The organism is Paenibacillus pini JCM 16418, from assembly GCF_000576305.1.
Lineage (GTDB): Bacteria > Bacillota > Bacilli > Paenibacillales > Paenibacillaceae > Paenibacillus_AQ > Paenibacillus_AQ pini.
Map to the genome: position 1 here is coordinate 83781 of NZ_BAVZ01000004.1, position 25297 is coordinate 109077.

General features: G+C 40.8%; 20 protein-coding genes and 1 riboswitch. Of the genes, 11 read left to right on the top strand and 9 right to left on the bottom strand.

Features of this window, described 5'->3' with window-relative positions; genetic code table 11:
- Positions 1-38: 38 nt before the first annotated feature.
- A complete protein-coding gene (locus tag JCM16418_RS07580) occupies positions 39-1565 on the top strand; it encodes a phytoene desaturase family protein (protein ID WP_052020119.1) in 1527 nt (508 codons plus the stop codon).
- Between the two features lie 58 nt (positions 1566-1623).
- Here JCM16418_RS07580 and JCM16418_RS07585 read toward each other — a convergent pair whose 3' ends face one another.
- From JCM16418_RS07585 to JCM16418_RS07610, 6 genes are all read right to left on the bottom strand, one after another.
- Positions 1624-2625, bottom strand: a complete 1002-nt coding sequence (locus JCM16418_RS07585) for a Gfo/Idh/MocA family protein (protein ID WP_036647315.1) — start codon at positions 2623-2625, stop codon at positions 1624-1626.
- Between the two features lie 234 nt (positions 2626-2859).
- Positions 2860-4290, bottom strand: a complete 1431-nt coding sequence (locus JCM16418_RS07590) for a DHA2 family efflux MFS transporter permease subunit (RefSeq protein ID WP_036647781.1) — start codon at positions 4288-4290, stop codon at positions 2860-2862.
- A 53-nt stretch (positions 4291-4343) separates the two neighbouring features.
- Positions 4344-4931 carry a TetR/AcrR family transcriptional regulator gene (locus tag JCM16418_RS07595; protein WP_036647318.1) on the bottom strand — a complete coding sequence of 196 codons (588 nt, stop codon included), beginning with the start codon at positions 4929-4931 and terminating at the stop codon, positions 4344-4346.
- A gap of 143 nt (positions 4932-5074) precedes the next feature.
- Complete coding sequence (locus JCM16418_RS07600; protein ID WP_036647322.1) at positions 5075-6955, bottom strand: TolB family protein; 1881 nt, start codon at positions 6953-6955, stop codon at positions 5075-5077.
- A gap of 2 nt (positions 6956-6957) precedes the next feature.
- On the bottom strand, positions 6958-7455 hold the full coding sequence (locus tag JCM16418_RS07605) for an RNA polymerase sigma factor (RefSeq protein ID WP_036647324.1): 498 nt from the start codon (positions 7453-7455) through the stop codon (positions 6958-6960).
- Between the two features lie 211 nt (positions 7456-7666).
- Positions 7667-8596, bottom strand: coding sequence for a L,D-transpeptidase family protein (locus JCM16418_RS07610; RefSeq protein WP_242403746.1), 930 nt, complete (start codon positions 8594-8596; stop codon positions 7667-7669).
- A 139-nt stretch (positions 8597-8735) separates the two neighbouring features.
- Between JCM16418_RS07610 and JCM16418_RS07615 the strand changes: the two genes are divergently transcribed.
- From JCM16418_RS07615 to guaD, 6 genes are all read left to right on the top strand, one after another.
- A complete protein-coding gene (locus tag JCM16418_RS07615; RefSeq protein WP_036647325.1) occupies positions 8736-9785 on the top strand; it encodes a permease in 1050 nt (349 codons plus the stop codon).
- A 300-nt stretch (positions 9786-10085) separates the two neighbouring features.
- Positions 10086-10129: riboswitch (PreQ1 riboswitch) on the top strand.
- A 124-nt stretch (positions 10130-10253) separates the two neighbouring features.
- Entirely contained in the window at positions 10254-10922 is a 669-nt protein-coding gene (gene queC, locus JCM16418_RS07620; protein WP_036647328.1) for a 7-cyano-7-deazaguanine synthase QueC, read from the top strand.
- Positions 10919-11413, top strand: coding sequence for a 6-carboxytetrahydropterin synthase QueD (queD, locus tag JCM16418_RS07625; RefSeq protein ID WP_036647331.1), 495 nt, complete (start codon positions 10919-10921; stop codon positions 11411-11413). The genes queC and queD overlap by 4 nt, the downstream gene beginning before the upstream one ends.
- Positions 11403-12161: a 7-carboxy-7-deazaguanine synthase QueE gene (queE, locus tag JCM16418_RS07630; protein ID WP_036647333.1), complete on the top strand. Its 759-nt coding sequence runs from the start codon at positions 11403-11405 to the stop codon at positions 12159-12161. The genes queD and queE overlap by 11 nt, the downstream gene beginning before the upstream one ends.
- A gap of 36 nt (positions 12162-12197) precedes the next feature.
- Positions 12198-12695, top strand: coding sequence for a preQ(1) synthase (gene queF / locus JCM16418_RS07635; RefSeq protein WP_036647335.1), 498 nt, complete (start codon positions 12198-12200; stop codon positions 12693-12695).
- 83 nt (positions 12696-12778) lie between these two features.
- On the top strand, positions 12779-14149 hold the full coding sequence (gene guaD, locus JCM16418_RS07640; RefSeq protein WP_036647339.1) for a guanine deaminase: 1371 nt from the start codon (positions 12779-12781) through the stop codon (positions 14147-14149).
- A 131-nt stretch (positions 14150-14280) separates the two neighbouring features.
- Here guaD and JCM16418_RS07645 read toward each other — a convergent pair whose 3' ends face one another.
- The gene (locus JCM16418_RS07645) at positions 14281-18285 is read right to left on the bottom strand and encodes a discoidin domain-containing protein (RefSeq protein ID WP_052020120.1); all 4005 of its coding nucleotides are present in this window, start codon (positions 18283-18285) and stop codon (positions 14281-14283) included.
- A gap of 186 nt (positions 18286-18471) precedes the next feature.
- Entirely contained in the window at positions 18472-19359 is an 888-nt protein-coding gene (locus JCM16418_RS07650; RefSeq protein ID WP_036647341.1) for a hypothetical protein, read from the bottom strand.
- 312 nt (positions 19360-19671) lie between these two features.
- Between JCM16418_RS07650 and JCM16418_RS07655 the strand changes: the two genes are divergently transcribed.
- A complete protein-coding gene (locus tag JCM16418_RS07655; protein ID WP_036647343.1) occupies positions 19672-20472 on the top strand; it encodes a helix-turn-helix domain-containing protein in 801 nt (266 codons plus the stop codon).
- A gap of 77 nt (positions 20473-20549) precedes the next feature.
- Here the strand turns inward: JCM16418_RS07655 and JCM16418_RS07660 are convergent, their stop codons facing one another.
- Positions 20550-21548, bottom strand: coding sequence for an HD domain-containing phosphohydrolase (locus JCM16418_RS07660; RefSeq protein ID WP_036647346.1), 999 nt, complete (start codon positions 21546-21548; stop codon positions 20550-20552).
- A gap of 382 nt (positions 21549-21930) precedes the next feature.
- Between JCM16418_RS07660 and mbcS the strand changes: the two genes are divergently transcribed.
- The 3 genes from mbcS to JCM16418_RS26605 all read left to right on the top strand — a co-directional run bounded on the left by mbcS (position 21931) and on the right by JCM16418_RS26605 (position 25205).
- Positions 21931-23529, top strand: coding sequence for an acyl-CoA synthetase MbcS (gene mbcS / locus JCM16418_RS07665; RefSeq protein ID WP_036647349.1), 1599 nt, complete (start codon positions 21931-21933; stop codon positions 23527-23529).
- Positions 23530-23745: 216 nt separating this feature from the next.
- Positions 23746-24693, top strand: a complete 948-nt coding sequence (locus tag JCM16418_RS26600; protein ID WP_306304757.1) for an MFS transporter — start codon at positions 23746-23748, stop codon at positions 24691-24693.
- Positions 24693-25205 (top strand): MFS transporter, encoded by a 513-nt coding sequence (locus JCM16418_RS26605; RefSeq protein WP_306304758.1) that lies wholly within the window; start codon positions 24693-24695, stop codon positions 25203-25205. The genes JCM16418_RS26600 and JCM16418_RS26605 overlap by 1 nt, the downstream gene beginning before the upstream one ends.
- Positions 25206-25297: the final 92 nt, after the last annotated feature.

Here is a 25297-nt window from a genome sequence, read left to right on the forward strand (position 1 = left end):
AAACGAGTACAAGATTCCTTTGAGAGGACGTGCACCTTATGAAGAAGAAAATTGTAGTTATTGGTGGAGGGCTAGGCGGTCTATCTTCGGCTATACGTCTCGCTGCGGATGGAAACGAAGTCATTGTTCTGGAAAAGAATGAACGAGCTGGAGGCAAACTGAATGTTCGCAGTGGGAAAGGTTATTCCTTTGATACGGGTCCCTCCATTCTCACTATGCCTTGGGTGCTTGAACAACTTTTTTCAAGCGCAGGACGCCGTTTAGAGGATTATATGACGCTGACCCGCGTAGAACCGCAGTGGAGAACATTCTTTGAAAATGGTGTATCTCTAGATATCTCAGGAGATTTGCCTGAAATGCTGAAGGGACTTCAAGATATTTCACCAGAAGACGCTCAAGAATTTCTAAGCTACTTGCAATATTGTCAGAAGATGTACGATCTCAACGCAAAAAGCTTCTATAGTAAGAGTTTATCGGGTCTTAGCGATCTGCGTACCCATCACAGCATGAAAGAGTTAATGGCTATGGACCCATTCCGTACGATGCACCAAAGCACAAGCCGATTTATACAAAATAAACATTTACGCCAGCTATTTGATTTCTTTATCATGTATATCGGCTCTTCTCCTTACGCTGCGCCTGCTGTGTTATCCCAATTGGTTTATGTACAAATGGGACTCGGTATTTATTATGTGGAAGGCGGTATGTACAATATTGCTAAGGGGATGTTAAAACTGCTCGCTGAGCAAGGTGTAGAAGTACGAACGAATGCACCGGTTGCTAGCATCAATACAAAAGGCTCTGTAGCAACAGGAGTTACCCTTGAAGATGGTACCGTTATTGATGCGGATTTAATTGTATCTAACCTTGAAGCAATTCCAGCATATCAGACTTTGGTTAAAGAACATTCTGGTTCTGCTGATACCGTTAAAAAACTGACTAAATATGCACCGACTGTATCTGGTCTTGTTCTGTTACTTGGCGTTGACAAGCAATATGAACAACTCCTTCATCACAATTTCTTCTTCTCAAGTGATCCTGAAAAAGAGTTCCAGCAAATTTTCGAACAAGGTATTCCTGCGGACGATCCTACGATATACATAGGTGTATCCAGCAAATCTGATCCTACTCAAGCGCCTGAAGGCAAAGAAAATCTATTCGTACTTACACATGTTCCTCCACTTAAACCTGGTGAGAGCTGGGAGCCCTTGAAAGAAAAGTATCGCGATAAGGTGCTTACCAAACTTGAAATGATGGGATTGTCTGATTTGCGCTCACACATTGAATTTGAATACACATTTATTCCGGATGATTTGCAGCGCTTATACGGCTCAAATGGTGGTTCCATTTATGGCGTGGTTACGGATCGGAAGTTAAATAGTGGCTTCAAGATTCCTAGTAAAAGTGATTTGATCGATAATCTGTATTTCGTCGGAGGATCGACGCACCCAGGTGGTGGTGTACCTATGGTTACACTCTCTGGTCAACTCACAGCAGATCTGATCAAGGAGCATACCGCTCGTGATTCCAAAGGTTCCAATTCTTCTTCCGCACCTGCGATGTAGAATATCAAAGATATGAATACAGAAAGGACCCGAGCATATAGCTCAGGTCCTTCTTTCATTACGAATTTAATTCATCCAGACGTACGGCTCGATGTTCCTGCGCTGATTTATTCGAAGCCTCCATTAATTTAGAAAGCTCAATTGCACATGTAATGTTCTCTTCTGCTACAGTATCCTGCTGAATATGAGTAATCCACTGCTCGAAAGCACTCTCGCGATTATCTTGTAAGGGTAGTTCTGACCAATCATTCTCATATTCCTTTTTTCTAGTTGTTTGAATGAACAACTTATCATCAGGCGTTCCGAATAGAAGCGTTCCATCCTTACCATGAATTTCGATTGTAAATGGTGAGAAGTTATTGACAAAACCCGCCTCTACCACTCCGATTGCGCCAGATGAGGTTGAAAGCATAGCTACAGCGTTGTCTTCTACTTCTTTACCTGTAATATAGCCAAATTGTGCATTAACTTCAACGGGTTCCTGCCCTAAGAACAATCGTGTGAGATACATCGGATGGCATCCAAGATCAATTAATGCTCCACCACAACATTCTTCTAATCCATAAAAATGGTCCGGTAACCAGCCCTTTGTAGCTCCGTTGTGAGATAAGCGAACACGCACATACGTAATTTCTCCAAGTAATTCTTCTTTCAATATATTTTGAATCGATAGTGTATATCCATCATTTAATCTTGGTAGTGATACCGTTAATTTTACGTTATTCTGTTCAATTGACTGTATGATATCAGTGACCTCACTCAGCGTAGCAGCAATAACTTTCTCGGTGAAAATATGTTTTCCTGCTTGCGCGGCTTTCAACATCACCTGTCTATGCATCGATGTTGGCGAAGCCACAATCACAGCATCGATAAGGTCACCATGCAACATTTCATCTATTGAATCGTAAAAGGGTATTCCAAGTTTATCAGCAACTTCTTTACCTCGCGTCGGATTTTCATCCCAGACAGCAGCAATTTCCGTTTCCGGATGTTCTTGTGCTTGTTTCGTGTAATCCCAGGCATGGACATGCCAATAACTAATCATTCCGATTCTTATCATATTCAGTCCACCTTTGTGATTATTATGAAGACATGATGTCGTCCTTAATGTATCACATGAAAAAATGATAATACAGTGTAATTGGGATCATTCACATGATTAACATGATCCAAGCAGGAGATCAACGTAGACGGTACCCAGATCATATTATGTTGATTTCAAAAAAATAACCCGCGCTATATGCGCGGGTTATTTAAAGATATTTATTTTTAAATGGATGAGTTTAGCTTCACCTTAATGTACATCTTTAACATTCACACGCTTAATGAATAATGCAATAACGAAACCAATAATAGCGACGATCATTCCGAAGATAAATGCGTTCTGCACACCCGCTGTAAGGGCGTCCACCATGTTCGCATTTGGAGTCGATTTCACATACTTCATTTGCCCAGCAGTCATGATACTTACGGCAAGAGCCGTACCAATGGCACCCGCTACCTGTTGTAGAGTATTCATAATAGCCGTACCGTCTGGATAAAAATGACGTGGTAGCTGATTCAAACCATTGGTCTGTGCAGGCATCATAATCATGGATATCCCGATCATCAAGCACGTATGAAGAACGATCACAAGGGCAGAAGCTGAGGTAACCGTAATTTCGGAAAAGAACCAGAGTGCTACTGCAACGACTAGAAATCCAGGGAATACAAGCCATTTCGGACCGTATTTATCGAACAATCGTCCCATAATTGGCGACATGATACCGTTAATAATACCACCTGGTAACATAAGTAGTCCGGCTGAGAAAGCCGACATCCCAAATCCTTTAATCAAGAACATCGGTAATACCAACATTGATGATAGAATGATCATCATACAAATGAAGACCATAAGCACGCCGACAGAGAACATTGGATATTTGAAAGCACGAATGTTAATCATCGGCTGTTTCATTTTCAGTTGGCGAATTCCAAATGATAATAACGCTACGATACCGATAATAAGCGATACGATAACTTTGGTGCTCGTCCATCCGCCTTCGCCTTCACCAGCACTTGAGAAACCAAATACAATTCCTCCGAAACCAAGTGAAGATAGCAGTATCGACAATATATCAATTTTCGGCTTCGTAATCTTCGATACATTCTGCATATACAGAATACCTGATACAAGCGAAATAACTAGGAATGGCAGTGACAACCAGAAGATCCAGTGCCAGCTCAAGTTTTCAATGAGCAAACCTGCAATCGTTGGTCCTATCGCAGGCGCAACCATGATCACGAGACCAATAATACCCATAGCTGCCCCTCTTTTTTCAGCAGGAAAAATAATTAAGATGGTGTTAAACATAAGCGGTAACATAATACCTGTTCCGATCGCTTGGACAACACGCGCAAGCAATAATACTTCAAAGCTTGGTGCCAGTGCAGCGATGAGTGTACCTACAATGGAGAAACTAAGCGCTGTAACGAACAACTGCCGAGTTGTGAACCATTGTAGAAGAAGTCCTGAAATTGGAACCAGAATACCTAATGTAAGCAAGTATCCCGTTGTTAACCATTGTACTGTTGACGGTGTTATATTGAGAAGCTGCATTAGGTCGCTTAGCGCAACATTCAATGCTGTCTCACTGAACATACCGATGAATCCACTGATGAGCAGCGCCACCATGATCGGAATGACTCTAAATTTCTTTTGTTGACTATCTTTTGGTTGATTCATAGTTGCTTCCACTTCTTACATCCTCCATCTTTATCTCTGTCTATTGTGTTTTCTTACCTCTTTACCAGGACATTATTCAATAATATTGTGACATATTTGGACGCCATTAATATGGGCTTCGTATCTTTGAGCGTTTGAGCATGAATTAATGACCCTTCGATTGACGACAGAATAATCATTGCCGTTTCATCAGCTCGATCAATATCTATTCCCTCTTGTTGTAATCGCTCAGAAATGATACTTTGCCACTCGTTAAATACTGACTTGCAGGTCTCCCTAAGTAAATTACTGATCGCAGATGTTTCAACCGCCATCCAAAAACTAAAGGGCATGAAGCTCTCAAAATTCGATTCTTTTGCATCTGATGCCATGGATTCGATAAACGTTTGTATCGCTTCGGAAGGGTCTTTCACCGCTATAAAAAGCTCTTTCCATCGCTCTGAAACAAAGTGCTTTGTTCGATTAATGCACTCCATAGCCAGCTCTTCTTTTCCCTCTGGAAAATAATAATATAAAGAACCTTTAGGACAATGACTCTCCTTAATAATTTGATTCAAACCCGTTCCGTGATAGCCTTGCATAAAGAATAGCTTAGAAGCTGTATCTAATATAGACTCGCGGGATTTGGGCTTTTCCGGCATGCCGACCACCTCCTTTGATTATAACAATCGGTCTATATATTATACGTTATAGAGCAAATGTATTGTCAAGATATTTATATTGACAGTTTTTTGCTTAAAGACAGAAACAGCCCCTTATGGGGGCTGTACTGTTTATGAGAATTTTATTTACTAAAGCCTGTGTCTATTTTATTTTGCTCAGGTAAGTATCTGAAGAACACGTCACGCCCATCCAATCTCGCATAAAAGGTCAACTTGCCTTGATCCCAAAAACGAATGTTCACACTCTTTGGTTTCTCTCCCTTAAATTGATCAGACAATAGCGTTTTCTCTTTCGTATCAAGATTATAAACGACACTTTCTGTATCATATCCTGAGTCCTCAATAGCTATATACTTAAGATCATTATCTATAATTAATTTTCCTGAACCTCTAAATTCGAGTTGGGAATCCAACGTGGTGAACTGTTTGGTCCTCATATCATATTTCATGACTGACAACTGCCCTTTGCTCACATTTGTCTGCCCATCCTTGTCATTTGTCTGCCACACCGTAAACCACAACGTTTGGGAAGATTCATGATAGGCAATATTATTCAATATTAGTTTCTCCCATTTATCCTGCTTTGGATCATCATTAAATTTGAACAGAACCTTTTCGCTACCATTTACAGATAAAGTTACTTTGTCCGCAGATCCATTTATTTCAATGTTCTCCTTCTCTTCCATTCCCGAAATCTTATAACCCTTCGTTCCTGCTGTGAGCTTATATCTGGTCTTAATAATCTGATAATATGGTTGTCCGGTATACGATAAATAAGTTTCTGCATCGACATATGAATTTTTAGAATCCTGACTCTTATTCGTAATTTTAAAGCCCACCTGACGAGGATTTGTTCCTTTCAAATAACCTGGATCATAATTAAAGAAACTGTGTGCATATTGTTCATCACGATATATCAGCGCTTGAATGAAACCCGCTACAATTTGTTCTGGGGTTGCCTGTTCCTCTTTAAGATCATAGCGAATGACTTCTTTCCATACCTCATTGGTGTGAAAGATTTTATAGACATACAAGCTTCGATCATCATCACTCCACAGTGGCTGTTCAAATGTATTTAGTGCCTGCTGTTTCCCTTCAATTATATTACCTAGCTGATCCCACGCATCAGATAGCTTATTCTCAGTAACCTGTTGCTTGGTCTTAAAGTCAGTATCCGCAATCCAAACATCCTCAATAGTGGGATTTCCTTGTTTCTTAATGTAAGCAACGTATGCCCCATCTGCTGAAACGGAAGGGGACTTACCCAGATCAAGCACGGTACTGGTTCCCTTTTTCAAATCCTTTAAGATAATATGATCATTGTTCTCATAAATCATTGCTTGTTGTCCTGCAATATAAGAAGGGCTTACTCCTTCAGTAATCTGTTGCACTGTTCCCTTGGCAATATTCAGTTCCCAAATCGTTGGACGATCATTCACGGTCTTAACAAAAGCAATTCGTTTACCATCAGGTGACCAAGTCGGCGACTGAATTTGATTGTTAGTCACTTGTCCATCAGTCAGCAGTCGTTGATTTTTTTTTAGTTGCAGATCATATGAATACAGATGGCCATCACTGATATAAACTAACTGGGTGTGATCAAAAGATACGCGTACAAAGCTAATATTACCTGCTACTATTTTTTTGAATTCTCCTTCACCATAAACATATAAACCTTTGTTTGGTATCGCGAAATAGAGATTACCTTCACTCGCTGCGAGTGCAGAACTATTCTCTTCACCAAGCTGCTCCGATAGGGAGAATTGATTGGAGATATGTAAAGAAGCAGCCGCTACCTTTGGAATTGTTTTGTCTTGAGATAACCACGGAGTAAGAACAAGTACACCTATTAGAATAATGGCAGCTGCTGTTATCGATCTACGAAAGAGGGGCTTTCTCCGTTTTCTAAAAAAAGATTTTCTTAGCTCTTGCTTTAGCTTTTCATTTATTGGAAGACTTCTTTTGAAATGTTCCATCTCTTCATCAAACTGAACATCCTCCATCGCTATCCCTCCAAACAAATCAAAATGAATTTCTCCATTTTATGTTTAATTCGGTGTGCTTTAGTCTTTAACCATTGTTCCGTTTTACCGAGCATTTCACTGATTTCCTTGTATTTTAACCCGCCCATATATTTCAAATTAATAATTTCCTTCTCATCGGCTGAAAGTGAAAACATAGATTGTTTTAAGCACTCATTTCTTATTTCCATGTCAATAAGAAGTTCATTTGTTTGCATATATCCTAATACCTCGGGATCCTGCCCATAGGTCAGATCTTTGCGTCTACGATAATAATCAATTACGGTATTTCTAGCAATTGTCATCAGCCAAGACTTTGTGTTTTGTTCTAAATTCACAGATTTATATTTTTCAAACACTTTTCGGAACACTTCACTAACTAGATCGTCTGTATCCCATCGATTCCCTGTCTTAAATAGAATAAAACGATATACATCATCAAAATATGTATCATATATGGCTAAGAACCGTTCATTTGACATCGTAATCCCCCTCTCCAATTATAATAACGATGACATCGCTCAAAAGTATCATTATACTAATTTATTTCTCTAGAAACATTGATATCATTAGTTCTACATTCGAATAAATCTCTTTAATTCTATTGTTCAGTTAAATCAATATTCAACAGCCAATGTATAACAAAAAAACCGCATTATAAGCGGTTTTCATGTAGAAAAGATCTCTCTTCTCCTATTTAGCAGAGGAAATATTCACGGAATTATTAATACTATTCCATTGCACCTTATATCCAGTCAGCTCAGCCACATTTCGAAGCGGCAGCATCAAGGAATTACCTCGATATTGAGAAGCTGTCATATCAACAATCTTTCCATTTATAGTAGCCTTTTTTGAGAGTGCATGATGTGTTATGGTGCGATCCCCTATGTTTACAGTGACCGTTGCTTTTTTGTTATTCCACAGAACTTCTCCACCTAATAGTTCAAAGCATGCTCTCAGCGGAATATAAATATGAGAATTTATCATAATCATATTTTCTTCTAATTTAACAGCTTGGTTATTAAATACGATTTTCCCGTCGAACTCTTGAGTTCCTAGAACATAACCATGTTTTGCAGCAATTTCCTTCATCGAAAGCTTAGAAGTCGTAATGATGGCTGTTGTATTCAACTGCACGTTAGCGAACAACCAATGAACATCATCATTATACATTCGTATGCATCCAGCACTAACATACTTTCCGATGGAGTTTTTGTTACTATTTCCATGGATTGCATAGGTCGAGCCCCTCGTGCCATTCACATCGAGTCCAATCCAACGATCACCAAGCGGATTTTTTGGGTCTCCACCTGGAATTTTATCCTTGTAATAGGGTCTGTTCTTGATTTTGTTCGCAATTTTAAAGGTTCCTTCTGGCGTTAGCCCCGGCGTCTTGCCTGTAGCAACCGAGAATTCCTTTACCAGTATACCGTCCTGAAAGAACGCTAGTTTATTCGTCTTTTTATTCACAATGATTAGATCATTATCCGTCTCTTTCGCATCCACTGTACCTGCAAAAGAAGACAAACAGCACATCAGAAATACGATTGTAATGACAACATAGCGGCGAAAGCAAATATTCAGTTTCCGACAACCTCCCTTCAATGTTGGACCATTAATCAATGTATTCAGGGAGGGAAATGTCCTAATACTAATTATTTCATTTTCCGTGGAACTGCTTGAACTATGATATAATAATTAACCTGTCATCTCATACTAACTAGCATTGAACTTCGTTCAATCTGCATGGAGGAAAAAATTAATGTCAGCTTTAAGTGGAAATACTCGTCCTAGAAATAAGAAGACGATATGGTTTGTTGTACTGTTCGTTCTCATTGCCATCGCGGGATTAAGCTATGTAAAGTGGTGGCCGTATTATCATAAGGCTTTTACAGCTGCATCGAAGCATTCCATCGGTTCATCTATATTAAGCATGGATCAAGTTGCTCCTTCTTGGCATGCCGCAGTAACGTATGCTCAAACCTACTTCAAGTCCGTCTGGAAAGCAGCCGTTCTTGGAATACTCCTAGGTTCATTAGTACAAGTTCTACTTCCAGTGAGATGGTTATATAAAGTACTTGGAAAAGCTAACTTCAAAAGTACACTCATCGGCGGGGTGGCTTCCCTTCCAGGTATGATGTGCACATGCTGTGCAGCACCCGTCGCAAGTGGCTTACGTAAACGAAACGTATCCGTTGGCGCTGCTCTAGCCTTCTGGTTAGGGAACCCGCTCCTTAATCCAGCAACGCTAATATTTATGGCGTTCGTCTTATCATGGAAATTCACACTTCTACGTTTAGTCTTAGGCATCGCGCTCACTTTTGGCGTCAGCTATTTTGCGAACCGTTTTGCAGGTACTGCTGAAGTTCCAGACGCACTGGATCCTGAGAACGAACCTATCGAAGTTCAGGAGCAAGGTACATTCATGCAGCGCTGGATGAAGAGCCTATGGATCATGATTATCAGTGTTGTTCCTGCTTATCTGATAGCAGTATTGCTCCTTGGAGCTTTTCAATCCACCATGTTCCCTGTATGGGTTGGCGGCGGCATTGCAGCGATCATTGTATTTGCCATTGTAGGAACATTGTTCGTCATTCCAACGGCAGCTGAAATTCCTATTATTCAGTCCTTTCTAACGCTGGGTATAGGAACAGGACCCGCAGCATCTTTGCTAGTTACGCTCCCTGCAGTTAGTCTCCCTTCGATTCTGATTGTAGCTAAATCTTTTCCTAGCAAAGTGCTACTGTTCGTTGTGGGATCGGTCATTGCAACGGGCATCATTAGTGGAATTGCAGGTTCATTTTTACTCTAAAAATGTTTTTTTGTAATTCATCGAACGCTTTTTAAGCGACATAACAAGGGGCACATCTGTAAAGATGTGCCCCTTGTTGTGCTGTTACCTCCGTACGATCTAGCGCTTCACTCACTCTTCGTAGTGGGTCTATATGTCTTCTTCATTTAATCTAAAACGTACTTTAATCATTCTATGATGCAAACGGAATTTTACCAATATTTTGAAAATATTATGGAGTGTAATTTATTAATCCCATTAATCTATGCTATAATGAGGTCGCGCTCACATGCGCACAGAAGAAAGTCCATACATGTACGTATGGAAGAGGTTCGCGAACTCCCTCTATAAAAAACTAAGACTGCCCATTTTTGTCTTCAAAACTGGGCTTGTTTTTTTACGGATGTAAGTTCAAGAACTCTCACTCTTCCAAGGTATAAGCGACCCTTTCGTTTATGCGAAAAATTAGAAGATGGAGAGGTTTTTTTTATGCTTAAAAATGAAAAAGCGGTTGTCGTTTTCAGCGGCGGCCAAGACAGCACCACCTGCCTATTTTGGGCTTTGCAAAATTTCAGTGAGGTTGAGACCGTTACGTTCGACTATGGTCAGCGCCATAAGCTCGAAATTGAATGCGCCCAGCAAATTGCGGAGGAGCTTGGTGTCAAGAACACCATCCTCGACATGAGTTTGCTTAATCAGCTTGCTCCCAACGCGTTAACACGAAGCGATATCGACATCACACATGAGGATGGCGAATTGCCAAGTACTTTTGTGGAAGGACGTAATCATCTGTTCCTCAGCTTCGCGGCCGTACTTGGTAAACAGTCTGGTGCAAGGCATCTTATTACAGGTGTATGCGAAACCGACTTCAGCGGGTACCCCGATTGTCGTGATGTATTTGTTAAATCTCTAAATGTTACGCTTAATTTAGCCATGGACTATGAATTCGTCATTCATACCCCGCTCATGTGGCTGGATAAAGCCGAGACATGGGCGATGGCACATAAACTCAGCGCTTATGAATTCGTTCGAGAGCGCACGCTTACCTGCTACAATGGCATCATTGGCGATGGCTGCGGTGAATGTCCGGCTTGTCTCTTAAGAAAAGCGGGACTCGATAAGTTCCTACTTACTCGTTCGGAGGAATCCCATTTATGAGTAGAACGCCAGGAGAATATCGCATTGTTGAACATCTGCAGGTGCTAGGAGAGGAAATACAGATTAGTGACCTACGTTACCATAACCGGAGAGCGCTAGTGAGCAAGGAATTTACGTTCGACGCCGCTCACCATCTCCATGCCTATGAAGGCAAATGTAAGAATCTGCACGGCCATACTTATAAAGTCGTCTTTGGTATAAGCGCATTACCTAATGACATCGGGATCACTGCTGATTTTGGCCTCATCAAGCAAATTTGGAAGAATCATATCGAGACCTTCCTCGATCACAGATATTTAAATGAAACTCTTCCGCTTATGAATACAACGGCTGAAAATATGGTCGTATGGCTGTACGAGCGAATGGAAGAAGCGCTTAACTCTACTGAATACCGCCCAATCATTCATGAAGGACGTACCGAATTCGTAAGGCTATATGAGACACCCACTAGCTATGCAGAGATTAGACGGGAGTGGATGCATGGTGAGTAATGCTTTACAAGCCGCTGACTCCCTCCCTATTCCCGTGCTTGAAATATTCGGCCCAACGGTCCAAGGAGAAGGTATGGTCATTGGTCAAAAAACCATGTTTGTCCGCACCGCGGGCTGCGATTATCGCTGTTCTTGGTGTGATTCATCCTTTACTTGGGATGGAAGTGGAGCAGGTGACATCAGTAAGATGCGTGCACAAGAAATTTGGCAGGAGCTACGCCGTATTGGTGGGGATCGATTCTCCCATGTAACCCTATCTGGAGGGAATCCTGCACTACTGCCGCAGCTTAGTTCACTCGTTTCTCTTTTAAAAGAATCCGGAATCCGCATGGCCGTCGAAACGCAGGGATCACGCTGGCAGGACTGGTTAAGCGACGTTGAAGAAGTCACCATATCACCGAAGCCTCCAAGCTCTGGAATGGAGACGAATTGGGTAACATTAGACTCCATCATAGCGAACCTAGTGAACAGACCATCTGGATACACGTTTAGTCTCAAAGTCGTCATCTTCAACGAAGAAGATCTTGCGTATGCCAAAAGAGTCCATACTCGCTATCCGGACGCAGCTATGTTTCTACAAGTAGGAAATCCCGATGTTGAGCGGATGGACATACAGGTTCATGCTTCGGATCTACTCAAACAATATGAGGAGCTGATCCAAAGAGTCGTTGACTCTGCCGAGCTGAATAATGTTCGTGTGCTACCTCAGCTTCATACACTGGTATGGGGAAACAAACGCGGTGTCTAATTATACTTTTTAGCCAACACAAGGAGGACGTTATACATGCCCGGAAGACAGTCGAATGAAATGGAAGATCTTACGTTACTAGGTAATCAGGGAACCAAATATGTATTTGAATATGCACCAGAAGTTCTGGAAAGCTTTGATAACAAGCATGCGTATCGTGATTATTTCGTCAAATTTAACTTTCCAGAGTTCACGAGCCTGTGCCCAATTACAGGCCAGCCAGACTTTGCAACACTTCATATCAGCTATATTCCTGATGTCAAAATGGTCGAAAGTAAATCACTTAAACTTTATTTGTTCAGCTTCCGTAACCATGGCGATTTTCACGAGGACTGTATTAATATTATTATGAATGATCTTATCAAATTAATGAATCCAAGATACATTGAGGTATGGGGTAAATTCACTCCGCGCGGCGGAATTTCAATTGACCCATACTGCAACTACGGTCGCCCAGATTCGAAATACGAACAAATGGCAGAGCATCGTATGATGAATCATGATTTGTACCCCGAGAAGATTGATAATCGATGAACAGGAAAATGGACTTCAGGTTGTAATTACCCTATAATATTTAGAGTTAATTTAATAAAAATACGAACAATAGGGTGCATTCAATGAACAAACATACGCATATCTTTCAAGGAACAGCTTTTACTTCCAAATCCGCCAAAGAAGTCCACATTCTAAAAGATTATCTATTCTGCGTCAATGCTAGCGGTATGATTGAACAAGTCGTTTCACCAGAAGACGCTGACTATCAAACTTTATTAGATGCTTATCAAGACAAAGAGAACTTCCATCGTCTAGCCGACGGCCAGTATTTCTTGCCTGGGTTTATCGATCTGCATGTTCATGCCCCGCAATGGGCCCAATCTGGAACAGCATTAGATATTCCACTTTATGATTGGTTGAATACGTATACGTTCCCGCTAGAATCTAAATTTTCAGATTTGGATTTTGCTCAACAGGTTTACCAAGATGTTGTTAGTACATTACTAGCGAATGGAACTACGACAGCTCTATATTTTGCGACGGTTCATAAAGAAGCAAGTATATTATTAGCTGAAATTTGTGCAAACCAAGGACAACGTGGTTTGGTTGGGAAAGTGGTTATGGATCATCTTGAAAATAACCCCGAATACTATCGTGACCTCGATACACAAACTGCATTAGTCGATACAGAAGATTTTATTATTGCGGTCAAAGAACTCGCTAAATCAACTAAACAAGGGGTCTACCCTGTCGTGACACCACGCTTCATTCCAAGCTGCACGGATGCTTCGTTACAAGGTCTGGGCGAATTAGCTGCCAAGTATGATACTTACGTGCAGTCACACTGCAGCGAAAGTGATTGGGCACATGGATATGTACAGGATCGTTTCAACAAGAACGATGCGTTTGCGCTCAATGATTTTGGTCTATTACGTGACAAGTCCGTAATGGCGCATTGCAACTTCATCAATGATGACGATGCGGATCTATTCGCGAGAACGGGTACAGCGGTGTGCCATTGTCCTGTCTCCAACGCCTATTTCGCCAATAGCGTCATACCTATTGCACATTTACAAGCCAAGAACGTCGAGATTGGACTGGGCTCTGACATTTCGGGAGGCTTCTCTCCAAGTCTTTTTGATAACATCAGACAAGCTGTGATCTCCTCCCGAATGCTCGAGGACGGAGTCAACCCCGCTCTTCCGGCAGAAGATCGCGGTGTTCCAAATTCGCGCATCACCATCAACGAAGCATTCTATCTTGCAACCGCTGGAGGCGGTGAAAGCCTGAGCTTACCGATCGGACGCTTGGAAACGAATTATGTTTGGGATGTACAAATTATTGATACGACAGTAGCTACTGCGAAACTACCTATATATCAAGCTGATGAAAATTTACATGATGTATTCCAGAAAATCCTGTATCTTGCTCGTCCTGAGAATATTCGTGAAGTTTGGGTACAGGGTAAAAAAGTTCATTCTCGCACGGTATAGCATTCGTTGCTTTTAGACAGATAAACTAAACGGAATGAAGAAGCCCTTATCCAATTTCTGGATAAGGGCTTCTTGTTAATATTATCTTAACACCATTTTGTTCATCATTACATTAAGATGATTATCGTAAACTATCCTTGATGGGAATACTTTAAAGCTTCACTCTTCGCAGACTCATTCCCTGCCTTGTCAATTGCAGAGATTCTTATTGTATACGCCGTGCTCGAAATAAGCCCTTGAATTCTAGCGAAAACAACCTCTGGACTGCTAGCATAGGTGATAGCTTCAGTCTTTCCGTCATTTGTATATACTTTGTAACCGATAATATCCGCATCAGCAGGAGCGTTCCAACGCACAACTACGGAGTCCTGCATCACACTTTTATCATCAATCTTAACACCCGTAGGTGCTGCAGGTGGCGTGATGTCATTGCCTGTTTTTTCAATGCCAGTTAAGCGAATTTCCGCAGCAGAGGCGAATAACTTACCTGTTTCTAAGCTTGTTGTATCTACCCCGTACAGACGAATCGCTTTCGCACTTACAGGAGCAAATTGAACGTCCTGCCAGCCACTCACGCTCCAGCTACCCGTACCACCCGGCACATTTATAAAGTCTGTACCATTCGTGCTGTACTGAACTCTATATTTCTTAATAATGCCATTGCTTCCGCCAGCTGTGCGCGGCAGATAGCGCAAGCCATCGACCAAATAAGGCTTATCGGATAAAGTTAAAGTAATATATAAATTTTCGCGGGAATCTCCTGCCCACAAAGAATGCCATAACGAATTCGGATTGTTATCCAGAACATTACTAGCAGGACCTTCGTTCGTGCCCCCGTTCGGTTCCACACTACCTGCTTTAGCGGTATATTGCGCGACCGGAATATCCCTAACAGTAGAAGCTGCGTCGTGTGGCAATGTAATCAGGTAAGCTACCTTATACTCACCCTTAGAAAGCTTAACGATATCCCCTAGAGAGATGAATTGAGTACCGGTAATTTCGGCATTTCCGTGAAACACATTCACTGTAACTCCCTTTTTATAACTGAGATTAGCAAGCAAGTCATCTACCTTCGTTGTCTTCACTTGTGGCACAGCAATAGACTTCGCCGCATTGTCAACACTATATACCTTAGAGCTTACCACCAGCAAATCTGGATCGTGTACGATCGAGATGCTATAGACCTTTTCCTCACCGTCTTTCGTGATCTTCAAAGTATCATTTGTATTCATTGCCTCACTTCCAACGATCTCTTTGGATCCACGGTATACCTTCACGTTAACTCCATTATCATAGACAATATTGGAAAGAAGTGCACTGACCGTCAACTGCTCGCTGTCGAGAATTGTAATCTTTTTGAGTACTTGATCAATTGTATAGACTGAAGATCCAATATTTAAAGAGAACGTGCCAGAATCATATGCACCGATATCAGGAATACCTATAACTGGATTCCCAAAATAATCTTTGCCTCCATTGTCCGCAATGGTTATGCCTGCGTTCATTGCAGGAGAGCCAGATTTCAACTTGTAACCTTTCAAGCTGTTGGCATCCAAAGGATGACCTACACCTGTACCTCCCTTGCCAGGATCAACCAACATCGGATCAGTGGTAATCACACCTGTGTCATTCGACGGTGTATTCGCAAAATTATAGAAAATATTGTTTTTCCAATCGATATTACGTTCGTTAAATTTATTAGCAACGAAAGGCTTATCACCTGGATAGTAAAAAATATTATTATAGAACTTAGCATCGGAGTTACCACCATCACCGTATACAAAAATCTTGTAACCATCCGCTTTCATGTAGATAGTATTATTGTACACCTTGCCACCAAAGCTACCCGGGCGCCAGTCAAGCACGCCGTGCTCGGTATTGTCATTCTGACTTATATTGTATCGGTATATGCCATCAAAGCCATACAGGCCAGATGTGTTGCACCACATAAATGTACCACCCGCATTATCGTGCAAATAATTATACTGCACTAGCGTTCCATCGTTCAGTGCATCAATTTCAATTCCCTGTCCATCCCCGGCACGTTTCGTGTCGTATACCTCATTGTACTGAAATTTCGTATTGTCGGAATTCCAGTTAAAGAAACCCACTGCATAAGAACCAGTAGCTGCAGCGCGGTACACCAGATTATTTTCTACCACAGCATCCTTATTGTTATCCACGATGACGCCATCGCCATCAATATCATGTACTAGATTGTTGGCAAAATAAAAATCTTTGTAAGGTTTAAAAGCATAACCCGCTCTGCCAGGTGCATGGTTACTTGGATAAGGACCCCATTTGGTATCCGTAGTCTCTGCTCTACGCGCCCATACCGACACAAAATTTACGCCTGAACGTCCCAAATCATAAAGCTCACTGTTCGTAATGCGAATATCGTTAATGGATGTAGGAATATGCTGGGAGGCAGGAGTATTTGGCTTGGCCTGCACCTCCATCAGAATTCCTCCAGACGATTTCCCTTGGTTCGTGTCCGGCCCATGAAAACCATGGATAACTAGATTGTCGAAGTAGAAGTGATTCAGGTCTCCTGCATCCTCGGCAGTGATGTTGATACCTCTGCGATAGACAGAATCCGGTGTATGGTTTGGTCCGGATAGCTCCAGATCACGCACTTCCCAATATGCCTGATTGTAAAAAGAGATTACATTATTAACGGTAGCGGTCATGCTAAATTCAGCACTCATCAGCGGAGCAGACCAATTTGTGCTACTCGGCTCCAATACAGGTCTATTGGCTGTTGCTTCTCCATAGCTGGCAACAACGATTGGATGACCTTCATTACCTGATCCCTTAGGCTTAAATGCCCCTTTAAATACTTCACCTTTTTTAAAGTAAATATGGTCACCCGGTTTAAACTCAATGGTGTTCAGCTTATCAATCGTTTTAAAGGCAGTACCTGGCGTAAGTCCATCATTCGTATCAGAGCCCGTGTTTGTCACGTAATAGCTCATACCATCTGCTGCACTAATTGTAAAGCTAGCTAAAGAACTGTTCCCCTGATAGATAGCCTTAACTGTAATCGTCTGCTGCGATGTTGTAGAAGGCAAACGGTCAAAGCTAAAGCTTGCTTCAAGTGTAGTATTGTTATAGGCAAAATCTCTCGTTTTGAGCGTTTTGAATTCTCCTCCATTAATTTGATATTCAAAGGAGAAATCCGATGCAACAGGCGCAATAGATGGAGACTGGTTTAACGTAGCTGAGAGCGTACCGTTCGTAGCAGTAAGTTTTTTGATATTTGCTGTTACACTTGTATCTCCTGAAGCTGCGATCGGATAATCAAGGGTTATTGGCTGATTCCCTTTATAAGCAACGTATACGGTTATGACTTGCGCTTTGGTCTGTGCCGCCAAAGGATCAAAATTCAAGGTAAACGTTTTATTGTTATTACTCACACTTGATGTGGTAATAATCAATGGAGAAATCACTTGAGGATTAAGTGAAGATGAGTACGTAACGACAAAATCACTCGCGGCTGGAGTGCCTTTGTAGCTATCTTTAAATAGCGTCGTTATCGTTCCGTTCTTAACACTCACCTGCTTAAGATCACTCTTGACTGTTAACATTGCATCATCAAAATAAAAATTATTTCCCGCTGTATTGGACTCAAGCCAAGCATAGCAACGAGCGCGACCATTGCTGCTAGTGAACTCTATCGCATACTGTGTCCAATCATTATTCGTCGCTTTCACATTAACTTCCGCATTGCCATGATTTTTAACACCCAGCTTCAAGGAGCCTTTAGATACATCATCCGCTTTTACCCATATCGAGTATTCATAGGTTAAACCTACCTGTAGGCCACTTACATCCTGCTCTAAAGACTGCTTAGCATTGGACATTTTTACAGAGGAATTCCCGGTATGAGCAGTGCCACTTACCTTCATAGGATCAAGATAAGCAAACCAATTGCCAGATTCATCAGCCGCAGGAGCTATCGACAAAGGTACATCCGCTTCCTCAAAGGTCGAGTGACTAAGCAAATTTACTTCGTCTATTGTTACGATAGGCGCAGCCATAATAAAGTTTTGCGGAATCAAGGAAACAAAGAGTGCAAAAACTAAAGACATTGCCATACTTCGTTTGAATAATCTGTAACTACTCTTATTTTTCATCAAGTTCATACCTCTCTTTTCGATCTTATTTAAAATGGCTAAACTGATTCTATGGCACATCTTATACGACAGTTTGGATATTCCCCCCCTTATGCAACCGCTTTCTAAAATCAAATAACGATTGCAACACTACATTCATATATCTTGTGTAATGGATTCATTGAAGGATTTGACCGTTAACTCCTATCATTTCTCCGCGAACTCTATGGGGTTATTATTTGCTACTTCTTTCAGTAATTGTTTATAGTATCCGTTTGACAAGAAATCACTTGTAATTGAAGCTCTTTGCTGCTCAAAATCTGCTTTGACATGGATTACAGAAATAATTTTACCGCTCCGCTTCGAGTTGCCGAATCGATAAGAAAATTCCTGATCTATGCTCCCATTTTTTAAAATTTGCGCTAGCTCTGAATCCGCTTTTCCCAGCGTATTTAATTGACCCCAGTCGATCGTATTCTCTACGGTTTTTCCGTTCTCGGTTAAGGAATAAACAATTTTCTCAATATGTTCGTACTTTTTCTTGTTCTCTTCGAAATATGTCCGAGCCATTGTGTGTAGTGATTCATCTGCATTAGTGGCTAAATAATCAATAATTTTGACCTCTAGGTTACTCGAAACATATTGATAATAACGATATATATCAAACGTTTTCGGTCCATAAATCACTTGGCCCTTTTCAATCTCCATCTTCCGACGAGCATTCTCTTGCTTCATTTGCTCCTGCATGCTACCAAATGAGTACGGTCCGCTTAATCCTAATTTATTCCCCAGATAAAACTGAGCATTCACGATTTGGGCTAATGCTTTCGTTTTATCGGCTAATAGGTTACTGTCACTGACACCATCCATTTCCCGCTGCGCTAAATATTCATAAAACTGATATTCTTGCTGATCAATCACACGAGTATATCCGGCGTAGGAAAGGACTTGCTCTGTTACGCCAAGCTGCTTATCTTGTTTTGAGGTCGTAAACAAACCAACCAGTACAAAGATAGCTGCCAGTGAAAGGATGATTCCCAATACTGCAAAAAATGGAGATTTCCGTTTAGGAGGGGACTGATTTTTTTGTGGCAATCATATCACTCCATTCAAATATGAAATCGAAGAATGTGTAAGATTTAGAACCTCCTTTTACATTTATCTTGTATTCCTTAAGTTATGTTAGTTCCATTCACGGGTTATGTAAATCAATAATAATGCAAAAATTATAAAAAAACGCAAATACATATGATTTCAGGTATGTCCTATTGAAAGCGCTACCACTTTTCCGCGAACGATGAATCATCAAACTAATGAGGACGCAGTTCAGTTTCACATTAAATTTGAGTGTGCTATATTGTTGAAACGTAGTGACCTATATTTTTTTATTAAAGGGAGTCAAGCCACATGTATTTCGATTTTTACTCAGTAAACGACTGGATTAAAACCAACCCAATAAGCGTAAAAACGGTTTATAAATTATACACAACGCCGGATTATGACATCAATCATCGCATTATTGAAAGTAATAAGTATATACTGCTCTACACACTCGATGGATTAGGTTCGATCCGGGTGGATGGCCAAGAATTCCAATTAGATTCAAATAGCCTTATTTTTGCAAACGCTTCCAATTCTTTGTCATATAAATGCTCAGGCGACAGATGGAACTTTTGGCTGTTTGAGTTCAAAACTGAGCCTTTTCTATTAAGAGCCAACGATGTATACCATACCCCTTTCAAAATGGAGTTCTTTGTACTATGCGATCAAATTCTACTTAACTTAAAGAACGATAAGCAGCAACTAGCTTCTGCATATTTCTACCTATTCTATTGTATTCTTGTCGATAAACTGAATAACAACAAACCATCATTTGATATAACCGTAATCAATAAAAGTTTGGAATATATGAAAGATAATATGAAAAATTTCTCCTTGCAGTCTCTTTCTACTTTTTTAAATATTCCAAAACGCACCATTTTTTATATTTTCAACAAGGAGGTAGGAACATCGCCTAATCGGTATTTTCAGGGGGTGCGAATGGAGTTAGGGAAGGAGTATTTAGAAAGTACCCATATGGATATTTCGGAGATTTCTAGCGCACTTGGCTATTGTAGTTCGAGCCACTTTTCCACAGTATTTAAACAATTCGTAGGTGTTACCCCCGCGCGATATCGACGAGAATTTGAACTCAGAAATCTAGGATAGATGATCAAACATCAATAACGGATAATCAACGCATATTAAAAACCTCCCGAAATGGGAGGCTCGTGGCAATCTTATTCTCATTCAATGGTTATCATTCCATCTTCATATAGCGATAAAAATGAATCTACGATGTCGGCATCAAAATGCTTTCCTTTTTGCTCCGTAATATACTGAATCGCAAGCTCCATACTCCACTTTTCCTTATATGGTCGCTTGGTTGTAAGTGCATCGAACACATCCACAACACTTACAATTCGCGCTTCTAGCGGGATGTCCATACCTTGTAATTGATGCGGATAGCCTGTTCCATCCCATCTCTCATGGTGATGAAGAATAATGTTTTTTGCTGTGGAAAGCTCGCTTTCAAAAAGTTCATCATCTAATTCGGCATAGATTTTAATCACAATATCGACTCCGATTAATGTGTGCATCTCAATAATTTTCCGCTCATAATCGGCAAGTGGTCCTGGTTTATACAGAATGCCTTCGGGAATTGCTGATTTTCCAATGTCATGCAAAATGCTGGAGTGTGCGATCAGAGACAATGCTTTAACTGATAAATTCAACAGGTTTCTCTCATTATGTCTTACCACTAGTTGTTCCGTTAAATTCTGTACTCTAGATAGATGTGATTCAATGCTTGGATCTCGTATTTCGCATGAAATAGCGAGTACTTTTAATAATGATTTCTGAATCCTACCGATCCGTTGATCATCCAAGTAAAACCCACGTTCTAACTGTTCCAGCTCTCGAAACACACCGACGAAATACGCTGTCTCTTCAACAATAAAAGGTGTAATGGTAATTGATGAGTGCCATAAATCTTTATTCTTTTTCCGATTCGTAAATACTCCGGACCAAGAAGAGCCAGCATTTAATGCGGCCTTCATAGCTTGGTGAGTCTCTTTAGGAGTATAGGGCGTACGTAGTATACCCGCCTTTTTGCCAATAATATCTTCCGAAGTATATCCTGTTATCGTTTCATAGGATGTATTCACAGCAAGAATTCGGTGTTCAACATCGGTAATAATAACGGCATCAGCTAAATTCAAAAAAGTCTGTAGGTTGTTGTTCATGTTGATCACACTCTCTCACGGTCCGTTACTATATGTATGATTTGACGTAATTGTCCGTGGATAATTGTTACATATATTTATTACTTAATCAAGTTAACTATATCCGGAAGTTGGAAGACCTCTCACAATTCGCCCGGGCATTCCCCCTCTCTAGCCGTTGTTTTCCATTTAATAGAAATATATTACCGGGGTGAAAATCACCGTGACAAAGATGATCCCCCTCTTTCAATTTATTTTAGGTGCCTTTTAACACTTAAGCTATCGATTTCTCTTCCATAGAACCTGTATACTAAGACTAAGTATGTATTACAATAGTGATGTATCTATATTATTAAAACATTATAATAAGATAAAAGACTATACCCAATAAATGATATAGGAGATGTTTGTTTTGGATAATCAACAATGGATCGCACCTGAACGTTACAACCTTACTTCCGAAATGGAACAGCATCCTGGAGATAAGGTTGCGCTTAAATGGTTAAACGATGAAGGTAATTGCACAGAGATTACTTACGAAAATCTTCGTAAGCAAGCCAATCAATTGGCAGGAGGTTTAGCTGGACTTGGTCTCCACAAGGGAGATCGAGTATTGGTCATGGTTCCACGGAGCATTATTACTTATGTTATCTATCTGGCTTGTTTAAAACAAGGACTTGCCATCATTCCTTCTTCTGAAATGCTACGGGCTAAGGATTTGTCCTACCGTCTTCGTCATTCTGAAGCTAGAGCCGTGATTGCTTTTTCCGAGGGTACTCATGAAGTTGATAAGATTGAGGAAGATATGCCTTCGTTAGATTTCCGTCTTTCCGTTTCGGGCGATGGCAACGTCGGCTCGGAATGGGTTGATCTTGAAACATTGATGAATGGTCAGGCGGATACGTTCGCAACGGTTGACAGTCATAGAGATGATATTGCAATTCTTGCCTATACCTCTGGAACAACGGGTAATCCTAAAGCCGTTGTCCATAGTCATGGCTGGGCTTATGCTCATTTGCGTATTACTTCATCCCTTTGGTTCGATATTCGCGAAACCGATACGGTTTGGGCAACGGCTGCCCCTGGTTGGCAAAAGTGGATTTGGAGTCCATTCTTAACCGTACTTGGAAATGGTGCAACTGGATTTGTCTATAATGGATCATTTAAACCTGCTCTATATTTACAACTGCTGCAAGATCAAGGCATTCAAGTTTTATGCTGCACGCCTACAGAATATCGTTTAATGGCGAAGACAGAAGGTTTGGACAACTATGATTTATCTAAATTGCGTTGCGCGGTCTCTGCGGGGGAGCCTCTAAATCAGGAAGTCATCAAAACCTTCCAAAAGCATTTCGATATTACGATCCGGGACGGATACGGACAAACGGAAAGCACCCTTCTCATCGGAACCTTCAAGGATACTCCTGTTCGAACAGGTTCGATGGGTAAAGCAATTGCTGAAGGTATCGTTGAAGTCATTGATGAGAAAGGAAATCCGCTTCCTACAGGAGTTGTTGGTGATATCGCTGTACATTTAAGCATGCCGGCATTGTTCCAAACCTACTACAAAGATCCTGATCGTAAAGAAAATTGCTCAAATGGAAATTACTTTATAACCGGCGACAGAGCTCGAAAAGATGAGGACGGATACTTTTGGTTCGAAGGTCGTGGAGATGACATTATCATTAGCTCTGGCTACACGATTGGTCCATTTGAAGTCGAAGATGCGCTCATGAAGCACCCTTCCGTTAAAGAATGTGCTGTTGTAGCAAGTCCAGATGAAATTCGCGGTCATATAGTTAAAGCTTTTATCGTACTGAAGGATGAGATTTCTGGTTCCCCAGAGCTAGTGAAGGAGCTGCAATCCCATGTTAAGGAATGGACAGCCCCTTATAAGTATCCACGTAAGATACAATTTGTCCAAGATCTGCCGAAAACTTCTTCAGGTAAAATACGGAGAATTGAACTTCGCGAGCAGGAAGATAAGGCATTTCAGAAGTAATAAATGTTTATATTAATAACGAACAAGAGGGGGCACAAACACCCTCTCTTTTCTATTTTAACACTTCTAGAATGTATTCATATTGAACCAATATCCCCCTTAGATTCCAGAAGAGATTTGATATTTTCACAGAAAATTAATGGTCACACATGGGAAAATGCCTAATCCAATGTTAGAATAGAATACGCAGTTCAATATACACTAGGAGCAAAACAAGTGCGAGCACATCCGATTTTCATTTTACGTATGACAGGTCTTTTAGATGGTATTTCATTATTAGTATTACTCTGTATTGCTATGCCTTTGAAATATATTGGGGGTATAGACGTTGCTGTTAAGATCATGGGAAGTATTCATGGTGGTATTTTCATTTTATATGCACTCGCTATACTATATGCTGCTATTCGAGTGCAATGGAGCCCGCTTTGGTCTGCTGCCGCTGTAATCGCCGCTTTTATTCCAATCGGTAACTTTATACTGGAATGGAAGCTGAAGAAAGCTCAAGCTCAATATAGCGTAAAGCCTTTTAATTACGGACTCATCGTATACAGTATCGTGTTCTTTTCATTTATTGATTTATTTGCACAATTACCCGTCATGAGCACATTTGCTGCTTCCGTTGGGTCTAGTTCATTTATAGTGGGCTTTGTCGTCGGTCTGTACTCTTTAACCAATACATTTGGCAATATTCTTTCAGGTATTCTGACAGATAAGGTTGGTCCCTTCAAAATTCTTATGTTCGGATTAATCTTAACAAGCTTTTCCTTATTACTGTATCATTTCGTCGATTCCCCGACCCTATTGATTGTCGTTCGAATCATACATGGTTTTGTTGCAGGCTTAATTGTCCCTGCTGCATTTACATTCTCTGCGAATACGACGGTAAATGAACATCAAGGCAAAAAGGTAGCTTTCACCGGTACTTTCGTGGGACTAGCCGCCATTATTGGGCCATCCTTCAGTGGGATCATGGCAAGCAGAAACTCTGTACCCTTTGTTTTTACTTGTGTAGCGATCATGGGCTTTATACTAGCAATATTGTCAGCCATATTTCTTAGTAAATATAAGCCAGTTAAGAAAGAAAAGACTGACACCGTCACACAAGCTTCTGGCTCTATCTTCAATTCTGGCGTGATTAAAGCTATTGCGGTGCTTTTTTCTTAATGTTCTCCCAAGGCGTAATCGCTTATTTATTACCATTGCATGTACAAAATCTAGGATACGATTCAAGATTAAGCGGTACTTTAATGAGCGCTTTTGGAATTATAGCTGTTCTGGTATTCGTACTCCCTACGAATCGGATTTTCGATCGTGTTCGTCCATCAACTACTTTAGCCCTAGGCATTGGTTTAATGGGACTCGCTCAGCTACTGATTAGTCAATCGACGACGTCACTTGTACTTTACTTTGTCTTGGGTCTGTATGGGGTTGGATTTGCCCTGCTGTTCCCATCAATTAATACGATGCTCATCAAAGCAACCCCATCTGAGCTTCGCGGTAAAGCTTACGGTTACTTCTACGCCTTCTTCTCATTAGGAGTTGTTGCCGGATCTTCTGTACTTGGATGGTTACCCTTCAATATCGTTGAAGGATTTATTTTCACAGGCTTTATTCTGTTGCTATTCGCCACATTCATCGCCTTCAACAAGCAAAAAGAGCGTGTGGTGAATCAATAGTTCATATTAACGTAAAAAAGGACAGCATTCTTATGGAATGCTGTCCTTTTTTACGTTTTTTACACTGTGCAATCTTGACTGAATACGTAGTA